This window comes from Corynebacterium lizhenjunii, from assembly GCF_011038655.2.
In the GTDB taxonomy this organism is placed as follows: domain Bacteria; phylum Actinomycetota; class Actinomycetes; order Mycobacteriales; family Mycobacteriaceae; genus Corynebacterium; species Corynebacterium lizhenjunii.
Genome location: NZ_CP064954.1, coordinates 2,218,271 through 2,234,234, shown reverse-complemented (window position 1 = coordinate 2,234,234; position 15,964 = coordinate 2,218,271). Strand labels below are relative to the sequence as shown.

The following is a 15,964-nucleotide window of genomic DNA, read 5'->3' as shown; positions in this document are numbered from 1 at the left end:
CCCCCAGCTGGACTGCAATCCTAATGCTGGTGAGCGAGTTGACGCGGTTCGCGACCGCAATTGTGGAGCTGGTTAACGCCATGCTTCACACGGGCCGTTAGGTCCGAGGAATCCTCAGTCAGCTAACCCCTGGCTGGGGATTCCTTCATTTTCCAGCCTGGCCGCGACCAGCAACCAAACTGTTGCCCACAAGTGTATCAGGACTGTGCGTAAGTGCAAGCCTCCCACACGAATCACCCGGAGGCATTACCGCCCCTCGACAACCGAAGAGAGCACCACTAATCTAGGAGACGGTTCACAAACACGGTGCGCTTGGGGGTCCCACGACCTTTAAGCCTTAAGTAGGAGTGACTTCCTCGTCGGTGCGCGGTAGGTCCGCGCGTCTTCGTGGGCCATGTTTCCGCGCGCCATATCTGGCGAGGGAACCAACCCCCGACGAAGGGAGGTGCAACATGGGTAAGCATTCCAAGCGGAAGCGCCCACGGCGCATGCCCGGTCGCGAGCAGAAGAAACTCGCCCCCAGCGATCCCGCAAAGATCAAGCTGGTGAGCGAGCTCACTGGTCTTGCGACCGCAATTGTGGAGCTGGTTAACGCCATGCTTCACACGGGCCATTAGGTCCGGGGAATCCTCAGTCAATACCGGTTGGCTGGGGATTCCTTCATTTTCCAGCCTAGCCGCTGCTAGCAACCAAACTGTTGCCCACAAGTGTATCAGGACTTCGCGTAAGCGCAAGGTCCCATGGCCTCACTGTGGGCAGTGGGGTGGGAGCGGTGAGTGGGCAGAGGAGGCATCGGCACGCTCGGGCATCAGCAGAGATGAGCCAAATCTGGAGCCCCTAGAGCGCAAAATTGTGCTGGAGCGCCAGCTGTGGATTGCAGTAATGAAAGCCGAGTTAGGTCATTTTAGTCAGACTTTGGGAGCTACAAACAGTCTTGAACACCCGCACGGAGGGATCAGTTAGTCTGGCTTTGCCTAGGGGCCCATCCGAGTTTGCGGGCTCGTTCGTCTAGGAAAGCGATGAACTCGGGGATCTGGGAGACGGTTTCTGTCCCCGAGGAACTTCGGGAAAAATTCTGAGGGTACCTTTCATGCAGTGAACTTTTTTGGTGGTCACAACTTCCCCTTAGACCCTGGGGACGCCCCCTAGGCGTCCGGACATGTAGAAGGATAGCAGATCGGCGTCCTTACGCACTCCGATGTCGGAGAAGTCCGACACCCGCACCAGCTGAGACTGTCCCGAAACTTTTTCCGCTAACCAGATTTCATCACGCCGGAGTAGGTCTGCGCGCATGAGCTGAACCTCATGGGTAGTGAAGATGAGTTGGCGACGAGCGTCGCCATCCAAATCCTCTAGGAAGCTGCGGATGAAGTCTTCCGTCAGTTTCGGGTGCATGGAGCTCTCGAGTTCGTCTACCAGGAAGACGGCACGAGCATCTTCCTCGCGTAACTGGAACAAAACGGGTAGAAGGTTCATGAAGCGCTGAGTTCCATCCGACTCATCCCGCAGATTCAAGGTGAAAGTCTGAGGATCTTCCATTGGCCCTATGGAGATTGCGTGCTCGGCCACTAGACGCCGCGCCCTGAGTTGGTCAGCCTCAATGTCAAGAACAGCGTAATCCCCGGCATCGCCACCGATGACAAAAGTGCCGCCCTTGTCAGAGAGCATTTCCACCAAACGGTCCAGCACGTCAGCCTCAGTAGGCAGGGCGTCTACCTTCATTTCCTCCAGTTTGAGGGCAGTGATTCCTGTGTCGGCACGCGTGAGTCCTTCATTCATGGCCTGAGCAAACAGCTTGTCCGTATCGAAGCGAGCCGGCAGGTGGATGAACTGGGAAGACCGATAGATCACTGTAAGCTGCTTGGCAAACCACTCGTAGGCTGCGTGAAGGTAGGGATCCTGGACCGACTGGTCGGAGCCAATGGCGCCCAGGATTGTCGCGTTGGGGGCGACGACGGAAGCATGAGCTTGGACCCTGGAATTAGACTCGAGGGCCCCATAGAGGGTGACTGTTTGTCCTTCGCGCTCAAAGAAGAAGTCCTCTTTGGTAGAGCGACGAATCAAGAGCGCCTCATGGTGGATGCTGCGCTTATCCAAGGTTAGCTCGTAGATGAAGATCTGATCCTTGAGCGTCCCATTCCCTGTATCCACGCCCGCGACGAACTCTACGGTGAAAGTCGAAGGCTGTCCTGTTCCGTGGGGCTGGTTGGGGGATACGGGAAGGAGCGCGGTAGGACGTCGTGCACCCGTGACGATGTCCCGCAATGCGGCAATTGCTCCGACTAGGGTGGATTTTCCTGCGGCGTTGGCGCCGTAAATCGCCCCAACCGGCAGTACTCGGGAACGGCGGATTCGAGCGAGGCGATCACCGTGCTTTTGCTCGCGCGTGGCCAACATCGAGAATTCGACCTGATCTTGGTAGGACTTCCAGTTGCCGAACGTAAAGGACAGTAACACCCTCGCCTCCTTAGCTTTAGTGTTTGTCGCTTGTCGTAGAAATTCTACGACAAGCGTAACGGCGCAAGATTCTTCCGCGCAACCTGCGGGGGCAACGAGCAGGGGTGTGGGAGAGGGGAGGGGGGCATCGGCAAGCTAGGGCATTGCCAAGCTGGAGCAAGCAAGGGCCAGCCTAGGGAAATGCGGGGTGGGCGTGGAATAATAAACGCCGTGGCTGAAGTAAAGAAAATTTCCAACGTACTGTCCTCACGCTATGCCTCGGCAGAGATGAACCAGATTTGGTCGCCAGAGCACAAGATTGTGCTGGAGCGCCAGCTGTGGATTGCAGTAATGAAGGCGCAGCGGGACCTGGGGGTGGACATTCCCGCGCAGGCAATCGCGACCTATGAAGCGGTAGTAGAGCAGGTGGACCTGGACTCCATTGCGCAGCGGGAGCGGGTGACGCGCCATGATGTCAAGGCGCGCATTGAGGAATTTAATGCGCTGGCCGGATATGAGCACATCCACAAGGGCATGACCTCGCGGGATCTGACGGAAAACGTGGAGCAGCTACAAATTCAGCGCGCACTGACCCTGGTGCGCGACAAGGCCATTGCAGTCGCTGCGCGCATGGGGCGGCACGCGGCCAACTACCAATCGCTGGTGATGGCCGGGCGTTCGCACAACGTGGCAGCGCAGGCCACCACGTTGGGCAAGCGTTTTGCCTCGGCGGCCGATGAGATGCTGCTGGGCATCGAGCGCGTAGAAGAGCTGCTGGGGCGCTACCCGCTGCGCGGAATTAAGGGACCCATGGGAACCTCCCAAGACATGCTGGATTTGATGGGCGGCTCTGAAGACAAGCTGGCCTCGCTGGAGACCTCCATTGCAGACCACCTAGGCTTTGGGCGGATTTTTAACTCTGTGGGCCAGGTGTACCCGCGCTCGCTGGACTTTGATGTGGTCTCTGCGCTGGTAGAGCTGGGCGCCGCACCGTCTTCGCTGGCAACCACCATCCGACTGATGGCAGGCAATGAGACGGTGACGGAAGGCTTCAAGGAAGGCCAGGTGGGCTCTTCAGCCATGCCGCACAAGATGAACGCGCGCTCGTGTGAGCGCGTGGGCGGGTTCCAGGTAATCCTGCGCGGCTACCTGACCATGGTGGCAGACCTGGCCGGCCAACAGTGGAACGAGGGCGACGTGTTTTGCTCCGTGGTGCGCCGCGTGGCGTTGCCGGACGCGTTCTTTGCGCTGGACGGGCAGTTCGAGACCTTCTTGACCGTGCTGGATGAATTCGGGGCATTCCCGGCCATGATTAACCGCGAACTGGAGCGCTACCTGCCGTTCCTGGCTACCACGCGCATTTTGATGGCGGCCGTGCGCGCCGGCGTGGGTCGGGAGACTGCACATGAGGTGATCAAGGAAAATGCGGTGGCAGTGGCGTTGAATATGCGCGAAAACGCCGGGGAGCAGGACTTGATTGCGCGCCTGGCTGCCGATGAGCGCCTGCCGATGACCCAAGAGGACCTGGAGCGGGTTTTGGACGATAAACACGCGTTCATTGGCGCGGCGGAGTCCCAGGTGTCGCAGGTGTTGGGCCGGATTAAGCGCCTGACGGACCAGCACCCTGACGCAGCTAACTACACGCCGGGGGAGATTCTGTAGGGCGTAGGGCCCGGGCACTGGGCTAGGGGTGGGGCCTGGGTTTGGGGCTAGGATGGGCCCTGGCCGCCGGGCTGGAAGGTCTGGGCACGCAGCTGCGGGAGGCAGGTGGGCAGTCAGTTAAGCTAGAAGGCATGCGCCCTGAACTATCTAGCTACACCCACCTTGCCTCTGGCAAGGTGCGCGACATTTATGACGTTGATGAGTCCACGCTGCTGATGGTGGTCTCTGACCGAATCTCTGCCTATGACTACTCCCTAGACCCGGCTATTCCGGATAAGGGGCGGGTGCTCACGGCAACGTCGCAGTTCTTCTTTGATGCCATTGATTTCCCCAACCACCTGGCGGGGCCTTTGGATGATGAGCGGATCCCGGAGGCGGTGCTGGGCCGCGCGATGGTGGTAAAGAAGCTGGACATGCTGCCCTTTGAGTGCGTGGCGCGCGGATACCTGACGGGATCAGGGCTCAAGGAATACCAGGCTGATGGCACTGTGTGTGGCATTGAGCTGCCGGAGGGGTTGGTGGAGGCTTCCCGGTTGCCGGAGCCGATCTTTACCCCGGCTACCAAGGCGGAGCAGGGGGAGCACGATGAGAATGTGTCCTTCGATGCCGTAGTAGAGCGGCTGGGGCGCGAGCGTGCGGAAGAGCTGCGTGAGGCTACGCTGCGAATCTACTCTGAGGCCGCCGCGCTGGCAGAGGCCAAGGGAATCATCCTGGCAGATACCAAGTTTGAGTTTGGTCTAGACGACGATGGGCAGCTGGTGTTGGCTGATGAGGTGCTCACGCCGGACTCCTCACGCTACTGGCCAGCAGAAGGCTACCAGGAAGACCAGGTGCAGCCCTCTTTTGATAAGCAGTACGTGCGGGATTGGCTGGCGAAGGAGTCCGGCTGGGATGGCCAGTCCACCCCGCCGCAACTACCGGAAGAAGTTGTGGAAGCGACCCGGGCACGCTACGTGGAAGCCTATGAACGGCTTTCCGGAAAGTCCTTCGCAGATTTTCTGGGCTAGCGGCAGTACTTGAGCCACTTTCGCGTGTCACCGTGTGCCTGTGCCCCCACCGGGTGCTCGGAGTGTGTTCCGAGTGCCTAGGTGATGGTGGGTATTGGGCGGGGATTGCGCGCTGCGTGGGGACTGAAGAGTCCATTAGCCGCTTTGCATGAACCAATCTGTTAATTCTTTTTCTGCTCGCTCGCGTCCTCCTGGGTAGTTTTCGTTGACTTCTTCGGCAACGTATTTGAATACATCTTTGGCTAGAGCTTCAGCATGATCTTGACTGAGCGTCCCTTTCAGCTCATTTAATGGAGCAGAGAGGGTGATATCCGGGGTGGGGCGCATGGAATACCCGCACATATTAGGACCGAATACTCGAATGTCTGTACCCATAATGTGGGACTCGAGAACGACATTGCCGAAGAATAATGACGATAACTTTTTCTCTTCCATGGCCGGTAGCATGCAGAATTGGTTCATCTTCTCTGCAGTGTTCATTAACCGCCCTTGCATGAACCAGTCTATTAACTCTTTTTCTGCTCGCTCGCGTCCTCCTGGGTAGTTTTCGTTGAGTTCTTCGGCAACGAATACAAATACCCTTTTGGCTATAGCTTCCGCATGGTCTTGACTGAGCTTCCCTTGTAGTTCGTTCAATGGAGCAGAAAGGGTGATATCCGGGGTGGGGTGCATGGAATACCCGCGCATATCAGGGCCGTATACCCGGACGTCCGCGCCCACACTGTGCGACTCAAGAACGACATTGCCGAAAAACAATGACGATAACTTTTTCTCTTCCATGGCCGGTAGCTTAGCGGCCGGGTGCCGGGGTCGGGGGTGACGGCGCGTACACTGGGGCGCCATGAGTGAAAAGCATGCTGCACCTGTAGAGTCTGTGGTCCCAGGGGCCCCAGTGGCCCCGAAGCGACCCGTGGTTCGCTCCTTCCATGGACGGGACTTTGTGGATGACTACGAATGGTTGCGCGATAAGGAATCTGCGGAGACCCTGGAGTATCTGCGCATAGAAAATGAGTACACGCAGGCGCAGACGGCGCACCTGGAGACGCTGACGGAAAACATCTTCCAAGAGGTCAAGTCCCGGATCAAGGAAACGGATATGTCCGTGCCGGTGCGGCGGGGGAATTACTGGTACTTCGGGCGCACCGAGGAAGGAAAGAACTATGGCATGTCCTGCCGGGTACCCGTAACCGCGGGTGCAGACCCGTGGGTAGCGCCAGTGGTGCCGGAAGAAGGCACCCTGGATGGGGAGCAGGTGGTGCTCGACGCTAATGAGTTGGCGGAAGGCACGGAGTTTTTTGCCATGGGGGCGCAGGCAGTCTCAGACTCCGGAAAGCTGTTGGCGTATTCGGTGGACAACGCCGGGGATGAGCGCTTTGAGCTGTTTATCAAGGACATTGATACCGGTCAGCTGCTAGACGACCACCTGGAGGGGATTTTCTACGGCGCCCTCTGGGTAGGCGATGACTACATCTTCTACGTCACCGTTGATGATGCCTGGCGGCCAGATACCGTCTGGCGCCACCGCGTGGGCACCCCGCAATCGGAGGACGTGAAGGTATTCCATGAGGCTGATGAGCACTTCTCGCTGGGCGTGGGGGCCTCCCGCAGCGAAAAGTATCTGTTTATCTCCATGGCCTCGAAGGTGACTAGCGAGTTCTGGGTGCTCGAACAAGACAACCCCGAAGGCGAGTTCCGCCGGTTGTGGCAGCGCGAATCCGGGGTGGAATACGACGTGGACCACGCCGTGGTAAACGGTGAAGACCTGTGGATAGTTACCCACAACGCCACCGGGGTCAACTTTGAAATCGCCTACAGCCCAGCTGTGGCCGGCGATGACCTTCCCGGCCTGCGGGAGCTGCCAGTGCTCATGGCACATGCAGAGAGCACCCGCATTGAAGGCGTGGATACCTACCGTGATCAGATCGTGGTGGGGTATAGGCACGGGGGCATCGGCAAGGTAGCCATCATGCACCTTGACGGCGGGCACTGGGGTGAGTTCAAGGAACTCAACTTCGCAGAGGAGCTCTACACCGTCAGCGTGGGCGGCAACCCGGAGTGGGACGCGCCGGTGCTGCGGGTGAGCTACACCTCCTTTATCCAACCGGGGCAACTTTTTGATTATCGGGTGGCCACCGGGGAGTACACGCTGCTCAAAGAGCAGGAAGTACCCGGCGGGTACAACCCGGATGATTATGTGGCTTACCGGATATGGACGCAGGCGCGCGACGGGGCGCAGATCCCGGTGTCCGTGGTGCACCGGGCGGACCTGGACCGCACGCAGGTCAACCCCACGCTGCTCTACGGCTATGGGTCCTATGAGACCAGCCTGGACCCGTACTTCTCCGTATTCCGCCTGTCCCTGATGGATAGGGGGATGATCTATGCCATGGCGCACGTGCGCGGCGGCGGTGAAATGGGGCGCAACTGGTATGACCAGGGCAAGTTGCTGCAGAAGAAGAACACGTTTACGGACTTTATTGATGTCGCTGATGACCTGATTGCCCGCCAGGTAACCACCCCAGCGCAGCTGGTGGCCGAAGGCGGTTCTGCCGGGGGGCTGCTGATGGGCGCGGTGGCCAATATGGCGCCGGACCGCTTTGTGGGCATTCAGGCTTCGGTGCCGTTTGTGGACCCGCTGACCTCCATCTTGATGCCGGAGCTGCCGCTGACGGTTATCGAATGGGACGAATGGGGCGACCCGTACCATGATCCGGAAGTTTATGACTACATGAAGTCCTATGCGCCGTATGAGAACATTGAGGCCAAGGACTACCCGGACATTTTGGCCATTACCTCGCTCAATGACACGCGCGTGCTCTACGTGGAGCCAGCCAAGTGGGTGGCCAAGCTGCGCGATGTAGCTACCGGCGGGAAGTTTTTGCTCAAGACCGAAATGGTGGCCGGGCACGGCGGTGTCTCCGGGCGCTACGATAAGTGGCGGCAAAGCGCGTTTGAGTACGCCTGGAGCATTAACAAAGCCACCGGGTTGGAGGAGTAGGCCCCGGCTGGGCAAGTTAGGAGATAGCCCTGTTAGCGGGCTAAACTGGGCGGGCATCTAACACTCACGTACAGTAAGGCAAAAATTCATGGCTCGTGTAGTTGTCAATGTCATGCCCAAGGCGGAAATTTTGGATCCGCAGGGCCAGGCTGTCGTTCGCGCCCTGGGGCGCATTGGGGTCCAAGGGGTGGCAGACGTCCGCCAGGGCAAGCGCTTTGAAATCGAGGTAGATGACTCGGTTTCGGCCGCGGACCTGGACAAAGTTGCCGCCACGCTGCTGGCTAATACCGTCATCGAGGACTACGAGGTAGTCAGCGCGGAGGTTAAGTAAATGGCTGCGAAAATCGGAGTCATTACCTTCCCCGGCACGCTGGATGATGTTGACGCCGCCCGCGCAGCCCGCCTAGCCGGTGCAGAGGTAGTAAGCCTCTGGCACGCGGATGCAGACCTGCACGGAGTAGACGCCGTGGTGGTGCCCGGCGGCTTTTCTTATGGCGACTACCTGCGCACCGGCGCTATCTCAGCGCTGGCGCCGGTTATGCGCTCGGTCATCGATGCCGCCCGGGGTGGTATGCCGGTACTGGGCATTTGCAACGGCTTCCAAATTTTGACCGAGGCCGGCCTGCTGCCTGGTGCTTTGACCCGCAACCAGGGCCTGCACTTCCACTGCGTAGACACCTACCTGGAGGTAACCAACGCCCAAACCGCGTGGACCACGCAGTTTAACCAGGGCGATAAAATCTTCGTCCCCGCCAAGCATGGCGAGGGCCGCTTCCAGGTCGACGCCCAGACCCTGGAGCGCCTCGAAGGCGAAGGCCAGGTGGTCTTCCGCTACACAGATAACTTCAATGGCTCCCTCAACGGCATTGCCGGGGTGACTAATGAGTCCGGCCGGGTCGTAGGCCTGATGCCGCACCCGGAGCACGCCGTGGAAGAGCTTACCGGCCCGTCCACGGATGGCCTGGGCCTGTTCGTGTCCGCAATCAATGCCGTGACGGCATCTGTCTAAGGAGTAGGACCTGTGACTAATAACGCTGCTGACAAGGCTGCTGGCCAGGCCGCTGCCAGCGCCGACAAGGCTGCTGGCGCTGCGGGGGCCGTTCACAATGACACCGTGGCTAACGCCCAGGCCACCCCGGACCTGGTCCAGCCCTACCGCGAGCTGGGGCTTAAGGATGATGAGTACGCGCGCATCAAGGAGATCCTGGGCCGGCGCCCCTCGGACGCGGAGCTGACCATGTACTCGGTGATGTGGTCGGAGCACTGCTCCTATAAGTCCTCCAAGACGCACCTGCGCTACTTTGGGGAAACCATGACCCCGGAGATGGGGGAGAAGATCCTCGCCGGCATTGGGGAGAACGCCGGTGTGGTTGACATCGGCGGCGGCAACGCGGTGACGTTCCGCGTGGAGTCCCACAACCATCCCTCCTACGTGGAGCCGCACCAGGGTGCTGCCACGGGTGTGGGCGGCATTGTGCGTGACATTATGGCCATGGGCGCGCGCCCGATTGCCGTGATGGACCAATTGCGCTTTGGGCCTGCCGATGCCCCCGATACCAAACGCGTCCTGCCCGGCGTGGTGGGCGGCATTTCCCACTACGGCAACTGCCTGGGCCTGCCCAACATCGGCGGCGAGACCGTCTTCGACGCCTCCTACGCCGGCAACCCGCTGGTCAACGCCCTGTGCGTGGGCACCCTAAAGGTTGAAGACCTCAAGTTGGCTTTTGCCTCCGGCACGGGCAATAAGGTGATGTTGTTCGGCTCGCGCACGGGCCTGGACGGCATCGGCGGTGTTTCGGTGCTGGCATCGGACAGCTTTGAAGACGGCGCGGAGCGCAAGCTGCCCGCCGTGCAGGTTGGCGATCCCTTCGCAGAAAAAGTCCTTATTGAATGCTGCCTGGACCTATACAAGGCGGGCGTGGTCGTGGGCATCCAGGACCTGGGCGGAGCTGGCCTGGCGTGTGCGACCTCGGAGCTGGCGGCATCGGGAGACGGAGGCATGGAGGTCAACCTGGACGCCGTGCCGCTGCGCGCAGAAAACATGACCGCGGCAGAAATCCTGGCCTCTGAGTCCCAGGAGCGCATGTGCGCCGTGGTCACACCGGACAACGTGGAGAAATTCAAGGAAATCTGCGCCCACTGGGACGTAACCTGCGCCGAAATTGGGCAGGTCACTGACGGCAAGCACCTGGTCATCCGCCACCAGGGCGAGGTCGTGGTCGACGCCCCGGCGGGAACCATCGCCGATGAGGCCCCCGAGTACCAGCGCCCCTACGCGCGCCCTGCCTGGCAAGATGAGCTCCAGCAGTTCCGCGGCGTTGAGCAGGCCCCACTTGGCAGTGCCCTGCGCCAGCTGGTGGCCTCCCCCGCGCTGTGCTCCCGCGACTTCATCACCAACCAATACGACCGCTACGTGCGCGGCAACACCGTACAGGCCCAGCATGCCGACGCCGGTGTGCTGCGTATCGATGAAGAATCCGGCCGCGGCGTGGCCGTGTCTGCCGATGCCTCCGGGCGCTACACCAAACTCGACCCCAACACCGGCGCCCGCCTGGCCCTGGCGGAGTCCTACCGCAACGTCGCCGTAACCGGCGCCCGCCCCGTGGCCGTGACCAACTGCCTTAACTATGGCTCCCCGGAAAACCCGGATGTCATGTGGCAGTTCCGCGAGTCCGTGCACGGGCTTGCCGATGGCGCCGTGGAGCTCGGCATTCCCGTCTCCGGCGGCAACGTCTCCTTCTACAACCAGACTGGCGATGAGCCGATTTTGCCCACCCCGGTGGTTGGCGTGCTGGGTGTCATTGACAACGTGGAGGACACCATTAAGAACTCCCTGCCGCAGGTGGGTGAGCCGCAGGTGCTCATCGCCCTGGGTGAGACCTTTGATGAGTTCGGTGGTTCCATCTGGCAGCAGGTCTCCGGCGCTGGCCTCAACGGCATGCCGCCGCGCGTGGACCTGGCCAACGAGGCCCGCCTGGCGGACTTCTTCGTGGGCAATGAGCTGCTCACCGCCGCCCATGACGTCTCCGAGGGCGGCCTGGCCGTGACCGTGTTTGAGATGATTAAGCGCACCGGCGTGGGCGTGGAGCTGGACCTGAGCCAGGTCCACGAGGACGCCTTTGTGGCTGCCTTTGCAGAGTCCGCCTCCCGCGCCGTGGTGGCCACCTCCGCCGACCGTGCCGATGCCGTCTTGGCTCGCGCCGCCGAACACGGCGTGCCCGCTGCCATTATTGGCAAGACCACCGATGACGGCCAGTTCACCTTCGCCGGACACGACCAGGTTGCTGTTGCCGAGCTGGTCGAGGCCTGGTCCGCGACGCTGCCCGATCTCTTCGGCCATGCCGTGGGCGCGAACTCGGTAGTCGACTAGCCCGCACCGCCGGGTCCCACACCACCGGGCCCGGCGCGGGGCAGCCTGGTGCGGGCAACCCGGCGCGACTGGCAGCCTGGTGCGGCGGGGGCATCGGCAAGCTGCAGCCTCTGGGCCTGGGGTGGGGCTCAGCCGCAGCTTGGCACCTTAGGCGCCGAGCGCCGGACCCAGGGTGGTGTGCCAGGCCTTATAGAGGTGCTCTTCGAAGAAGTCCCAATTGTGGATGCCGTAGCCCTCCCGGTCGTAGTGCACCTCCACGCCTTTGGCGCGGGCATCATTGACCCAGGGGTCCGTCATCAGCCGGGCGCCCCACTCGCCGATGGCCTCCTTGACCGTCTCGAAGCTAAAGCCCGCAAAGTTGCGGACCAGGCCGTTGCCGGTCGAGGTGTAGACCTTTATCCCGCGGAGGCGCTCGGTCTGGGCGTAGGGGTCATTGCGCAGCCAGGCGGGATCATCCCACCAACCCCACAGGTTCTGGACCTGGCCGCCGCCATCAGCGACCACCAGGGTTTGCACCAGGCGGCCTAGCAGCGAGGTGGTCGACGGGTAGGTGCTCAGCGCGGCGACCGCTTGGTACTGCTCCGGCGCGGCAATGGCTGCATTGAGCGCGCCCACGCCCGACATGGACAACCCGGCAATAGCCGCGCGCCCATTGCCCTTGAAGTCGCGTTCCATCACGATGGGCAATTCTTTAGTGAAGTAGGTCTTCCAATACGTGTTCGGCCCATCCGGCCCGGTGGACTTCCAGTCCGTGAAGAAGGTGCGGCGCCCGCCGATAGGGGAGATGACCTGCACGTGCTTATCCGCAAAGAACTCCTCGTACTTGGTGTTCACCGGCCAGGTGGACCCGGTCTGGCCGCCATCGGAGCCCTGCATTAGGTACAGGGTGGGCCGCGGGGTGTCCTCGCGGGGCAAGAGCAAGTTATTAGTGATGGTCTCCTGCAACGCCGGGGAGTAGATGTCTACCTCATAGAGGTTGTCGTGCTTGTGGCGCAGCGCCACCACGTGGGCCTGGGTGGGGTCGGTGTGCGGCTGGGAGTGGTTCGGCACGGCAGGTAGCACCTGTGAGGAGCCTTGTGGAAGGGGCGCAGGTTGCAAAAAGGGGTTTGAGGACTGCGCGTGGGCCACCGGTGTAGCCAGCAGAGAAGAAGCCATGAGACACGCTATGAGAGAGGAGCGAATTCTTTTCATCCGGTTGATTCTAGGGCCTGCCAGCTGGCGCCCCTAATTCCCGTGCTAAACTTACGCGCACGTAGGTAAGGGTGTTTCCCAAGCTCCCCGGCCCTTCTGGCTTCACGGCCACTTACTGTAGAAAGCAGGCACCCATGTCCCACCCGGGCCGTATGGCGGGGGATTCCCAATCGCAGGCCGCCGCGGCGCGCACCACGCAGGATGCTGCGCAGGCCGCCGCGCAAGCTACCGCACAGGCCGCCGCGCACTTGCACCGCCCGCAGCAGCCCCAGCTGCACTCGCAACAGCAGCCCCAGCTGCAACCCCAGTCCCAACTCCGCTCCCCGCAGCATGGCCCCCGGCCTGGCCTGGCACCGGCGGCGCGCGGAGAGCGCCCGCGCTTGCGTGGCTGGATTCACGCGGTAGCGGCGGCGGTATTCTTCTTTGCGGCGCTGGTGCTGGGAATCTTCGCGTGGGTGACGTTGCCGGCCGGCCAGGCGTTGGCGGTCAATGTGTACGCGGTGTGTAGTGTGGCGCTATTTGCGGTCTCGGGGGCGTATCACCTGGTGCCGTGGCGCTTGGCGCGCACGGTGGCGTGGTGGCGCCGGGCTGATCATTCGACAATCGCGGTGTTCATTGCCGCGACCTACACCCCGTTGTTGGTGCTAACGGATTCCGGCACGATGGGCCGGTGGATCCTGGCCATCGCGTGGGTGGGCGCGGTGGCGGCGGTGGCGCTCAATCTGCTGTGGCCCACGCACCCGCGGTGGTTGGGGGTGGCGGTCTACTTGGTGTTGGGCTGGCTGGTGGTGCCGCTTATTCCGCACTTGTGGCGCAGTGCGGGCCCGGCGGTGGTGTGGCTATTGGCAGCCGGTGGGCTCATCTACACCGCCGGTGCGGTGGTCTATGGCGCGCGCTGGCCCGGCCGCCAGGCTCGGCTGTTTGGTTACCACGAGTACTTCCACTCTGCCACGGTGGCGGCCGCGATTAGCCACGCTGTGGCCGTGTGGCTGGTGGCTGCCTAGCTGGCCAGTGCCTTGTCTACCAGTGCCTAGTCTGCCGATGCCCCGTGTGCCCCGGCCCTGCCGCACCCGGCCCTGCCGCATCCGCCCTGCCGCTTCGCCACCGGTGCTGGCGGCATCGGCCCGCCAGCGCCGTCCTGCCAACGCCGCTTTAGGCCGGGTCTACCCCTGCGCCGGTGAGCATGGGCACGTTGGAGACTTCCTTGGGTAGCCCAAAGGCGTCGACGAGCACCAGCGACCAGGGGGCCAGGGAGTCCACCAGGTCGTTGATGGCGGCGCGGGCGGCTTTCATGCGGCCATCGGAGATGAGGTTGTGCTCTTGGTACCAGCCGGCGTGGGTGACGATGGTATTGAGCACAAAGAGGTGACGCAGTTGTTCAAACACGCGCCGCTCCATGGAGTCGGGGGCCAGTTCTTGTTCGGCTTCGACCATAGCTTGGACCAGCAGGGCGTCCACGCGGGCCCAGCCCACGGCAATGAGGTGGTCTTGGCATTGGTCAACAATGGCGGCGGCTTGAATCCGGTCGGCTTTACGCGCGGGCTGGATGCGCCGCACCAGCGAGCGCAGCACGGATTGGGCGCGGTCATCGATAACGCGGGCTTGGAAGTTGGCGTCAAACAGCGAGGTGGATTCGGAGTCGCCGACCAGGTCGCGCAGGTTTTGCAGGCGGGTGGTAAATCCGGTGCGTCGGCGCACCACGTCGGAGGCGGTGTTGGCTGCGTACTTGACGATGTCCCATGGCGACATGTCGGCCATATCCCGCCCGTATGCAGTGAGTAGGTTCTTGCCCACCATTTGAATCAGCACGGTGTTATCGCCTTCGAAGGTGGCAAAGACATCGGCGTCGGCGCGGTAGATGCTCAGCCGGTTTTCTGCCATGTATCCGGCACCGCCGCAGGCCTCGCGGCATTCTTGGATGGTGCGGTTGGCGTGGGTGGTGGCGGCGGTCTTAATCGCGGCAGCTAGGGACTCCATCTCGCGGGAGGCGTATTTTTGCTCTTCGGTGGGCTCGGTAACTGACCACTGGCCGCTGGCTTGCTGGGCCAGTTGCTCTTGGTAGCGGTCGTTGATTTGGTTGTAGAGCAGTTGGAGGGCGTAAGTGCGCGCCAGGGGGATCAGTAACCGACGCCGGTGTGCGCGGTGTTCGATCAGCCGCTTTTCATTCCCGGTGGCTCCTTCGAATTGGCGGCGGCGGTTGGCGTAGCGCACCGCGATGTCCAGGGAGGCCTGGGTAGCTCCTCCGGCGGCACCGGCAACGGAAATCCGGCCGCGGATGAGGGTGCCCAGCATGGTAAAGAAGCGGGAGTTCTTGTTGGCAATGGGGGAGTGGTACTTGCCTTCGGGGCTCACGTCTGCGAAGCGGTTGAGCAGGTTCTCGCGGGGGATGCGCACTTTGTCAAAGGCGAGGGTGCCGTTGTCTACGCCTACCAGGCCGCCTTTGGGGCCGTGGTCGCCGATGGTCACGCCGGGCAGTGGGTTGCCCTCTTCATCGCGAATGGGCACGATGAAGCAGTGCACGCCATTGCTGCGCCCGTCGGAATCGGGGGTAATCAGTTGGGCAAACACGGCGGCTGCCCGCCCGTGCACGGCGGCGTTGCCAATGTAATTCTTGACCGCAGATGGCCGCGGGGTGTCGATGATGAATTCTTGCGTTGCCGGGTCATAGGTGGCCACCGTTTCGAGGTTCTGCACATCGGATCCGTGTCCGCGCTCGGTCATGGCAAAACATCCGGGCATCTCCAGGGAGGCGGCTTTCTTGGCCCATTCACTGTGCCGGTCGGTGCCCAGTTGGTCGAGCGCCCCGCCCCATAGTCCCCACTGCACGCCAGATTTAACGGCCAGTGATCCATCAATCCACGCTAGGCCCTCGAGGGTGGACATGGCTTCCCTGGCGCGAGACTGTCCGCCATTTTCTGGCCTAAACCCGAGCTGGAATCCGCCGAAGTCGCGGACTTTTTGGGCGTTGTTAAACGTCACTTCGCGCTGGGTGGCCAGGTCTAGTTCGGGGCGCGGGTATAGCGAGGCGTCCTCGCCAAATTCGCGCAGTTTGGCGCGAAACTCCGCATTGGTACCGTCGAGCAGGGCCCGAAGTGCGGCGGTGACTTCTGGTGTCACCTCGGGGTCGGGGGTGCTGGGCAGACGCTCGGGGCTGCGCGGTTCGGCTTTGGCGGTGGCTGCTGCGGGGGCATCGGCACCGGGGGCAAATTCTTGCATGGCTGGGTTAGTGGCTGGGTGAGGGTTGGCAGAGGCCTTGGAGCTGCGCATGGGTCGGTCCTTTCTGTTTCGGGCGTGTGGGTT

At 61.8% G+C, this 15,964-nt stretch carries 12 protein-coding genes and 1 pseudogene; 8 read left to right on the top strand and 5 right to left on the bottom strand.

Annotated features, from left to right (window positions below; translation table 11 throughout):
- Window positions 1-452: 452 nt before the first annotated feature.
- Window positions 453-617, top strand: coding sequence for a hypothetical protein (locus tag G7Y31_RS10330; protein WP_165007159.1), 165 nt, complete (start codon window positions 453-455; stop codon window positions 615-617).
- 508 nt (window positions 618-1,125) lie between these two features.
- Here G7Y31_RS10330 and G7Y31_RS10325 read toward each other — a convergent pair.
- A complete protein-coding gene (locus G7Y31_RS10325; RefSeq protein WP_165007156.1) occupies window positions 1,126-2,457 on the bottom strand; it encodes an AAA family ATPase in 1,332 nt (443 codons plus the stop codon).
- A 180-nt stretch (window positions 2,458-2,637) separates the two neighbouring features.
- Between G7Y31_RS10325 and purB the strand changes: the two genes are divergently transcribed.
- Both purB and G7Y31_RS10315 read left to right on the top strand, forming a co-directional pair.
- Entirely contained in the window at window positions 2,638-4,098 is a 1,461-nt protein-coding gene (purB, locus tag G7Y31_RS10320; protein ID WP_413227991.1) for an adenylosuccinate lyase, read from the top strand.
- Between the two features lie 131 nt (window positions 4,099-4,229).
- Complete coding sequence (locus tag G7Y31_RS10315) at window positions 4,230-5,105, top strand: phosphoribosylaminoimidazolesuccinocarboxamide synthase (RefSeq protein ID WP_165007153.1); 876 nt, start codon at window positions 4,230-4,232, stop codon at window positions 5,103-5,105.
- 135 nt (window positions 5,106-5,240) lie between these two features.
- On the opposite strand, the gene G7Y31_RS12035 is transcribed toward G7Y31_RS10315, so the two are convergent.
- Together G7Y31_RS12035 and G7Y31_RS10305 are read right to left on the bottom strand one after the other, a co-directional pair.
- Window positions 5,241-5,540: a hypothetical protein gene (locus G7Y31_RS12035; RefSeq protein ID WP_165007337.1), complete on the bottom strand. Its 300-nt coding sequence runs from the start codon at window positions 5,538-5,540 to the stop codon at window positions 5,241-5,243.
- Between the two features lie 54 nt (window positions 5,541-5,594).
- A pseudogene (locus tag G7Y31_RS10305) lies at window positions 5,595-5,885 on the bottom strand (hypothetical protein); the annotation flags it as partial.
- A 61-nt stretch (window positions 5,886-5,946) separates the two neighbouring features.
- Here G7Y31_RS10305 and G7Y31_RS10300 point away from each other — a divergent pair.
- From G7Y31_RS10300 to purL, 4 genes are all read left to right on the top strand, one after another.
- Entirely contained in the window at window positions 5,947-8,103 is a 2,157-nt protein-coding gene (locus tag G7Y31_RS10300; protein ID WP_165007150.1) for a S9 family peptidase, read from the top strand.
- An 88-nt stretch (window positions 8,104-8,191) separates the two neighbouring features.
- On the top strand, window positions 8,192-8,434 hold the full coding sequence (gene purS / locus G7Y31_RS10295) for a phosphoribosylformylglycinamidine synthase subunit PurS (RefSeq protein WP_165007147.1): 243 nt from the start codon (window positions 8,192-8,194) through the stop codon (window positions 8,432-8,434).
- Window positions 8,435-9,112, top strand: coding sequence for a phosphoribosylformylglycinamidine synthase subunit PurQ (gene purQ, locus G7Y31_RS10290; RefSeq protein WP_165007144.1), 678 nt, complete (start codon window positions 8,435-8,437; stop codon window positions 9,110-9,112).
- A 105-nt stretch (window positions 9,113-9,217) separates the two neighbouring features.
- Window positions 9,218-11,473 carry a phosphoribosylformylglycinamidine synthase subunit PurL gene (gene purL / locus G7Y31_RS10285; protein WP_235923188.1) on the top strand — a complete coding sequence of 752 codons (2,256 nt, stop codon included), beginning with the start codon at window positions 9,218-9,220 and terminating at the stop codon, window positions 11,471-11,473.
- A gap of 147 nt (window positions 11,474-11,620) precedes the next feature.
- On the opposite strand, the gene G7Y31_RS10280 is transcribed toward purL, so the two are convergent.
- On the bottom strand, window positions 11,621-12,628 hold the full coding sequence (locus tag G7Y31_RS10280; protein WP_165243317.1) for an alpha/beta hydrolase: 1,008 nt from the start codon (window positions 12,626-12,628) through the stop codon (window positions 11,621-11,623).
- A 383-nt stretch (window positions 12,629-13,011) separates the two neighbouring features.
- On the opposite strand from G7Y31_RS10280, the gene trhA reads away from it, so the two are divergent.
- Window positions 13,012-13,668, top strand: coding sequence for a PAQR family membrane homeostasis protein TrhA (gene trhA, locus G7Y31_RS10275; RefSeq protein ID WP_235923187.1), 657 nt, complete (start codon window positions 13,012-13,014; stop codon window positions 13,666-13,668).
- A gap of 148 nt (window positions 13,669-13,816) precedes the next feature.
- On the opposite strand, the gene G7Y31_RS10270 is transcribed toward trhA, so the two are convergent.
- Window positions 13,817-15,931 carry an acyl-CoA dehydrogenase family protein gene (locus tag G7Y31_RS10270; protein WP_165007135.1) on the bottom strand — a complete coding sequence of 705 codons (2,115 nt, stop codon included), beginning with the start codon at window positions 15,929-15,931 and terminating at the stop codon, window positions 13,817-13,819.
- Window positions 15,932-15,964 lie beyond the last annotated feature (33 nt).